Origin of the sequence: Larkinella soli (genome assembly GCF_003703975.1) — a bacterium.
GTDB classification, from domain to species: domain Bacteria; phylum Bacteroidota; class Bacteroidia; order Cytophagales; family Spirosomataceae; genus Larkinella; species Larkinella soli.
In genome coordinates this window covers 1-679 of sequence record NZ_QTJY01000063.1, presented here as the reverse complement: position 1 = coordinate 679, position 679 = coordinate 1, and the positions used below count along the sequence as shown (strand labels likewise).

The following is a 679-nucleotide window of genomic DNA, read 5'->3' as shown; positions in this document are numbered from 1 at the left end:
TGACCCATTATACAAAAGGTACGCAGTCACCCTTGCGGGCTCCTACTTTTTGTAAGCATGCGGTTTCAGGATCTATTTCACTCCCCTCCCGGGGTTCTTTTCGCCTTTCCCTCACGGTACTGGTTCACTATCGGTCGATGATGAGTATTTAGCCTTGGAGGATGGTCCCCCCATATTCAGACAGGGTTTCTCGTGCCCCGCCCTACTTTTCTCTAGCTCAGTACCACCAGTCGGTTTTCACATACAGGGCTATCACCTACTATGGCCGGACTTTCCATTCCGTTTTGTTAACCGTCTGACTATCACTAGAAGGCTCTTCCGATTTCGCTCGCCACTACTTTCGGAATCTCGGTTGATGTCTTTTCCTCTGGGTACTTAGATGTTTCAGTTCTCCAGGTTCGCCTCGCATACCTATGTATTCAGTATGCGATACCCTTGCGGGTGGGTTTCCCCATTCAGAAATCTCCGGATCAAAGCTAATTTGCCAGCTCCCCGAAGCTTATCGCAGGCTATCACGTCTTTCGTCGCCTATCATCGCCAAGGCATCCACCACATGCTCTTAGTCACTTGACCCTATAACTTTGATCTCTCTTGCGAGATTTCGCCGTTTTCTTTCAAGGACTTGCGAGGTCTCTCACCTCGCGCGTTATGCCGTAATGTGAATGAATTCTTTGACATT

1 rRNA gene is annotated in these 679 nt (G+C 48.9%); it reads right to left on the bottom strand.

The features are described from left to right. Nucleotides 1-573, bottom strand: a 23S ribosomal RNA gene (locus tag DX909_RS29335); the annotation flags it as partial. Between the last annotated feature and the right edge of the window lie 106 nt (nt 574-679).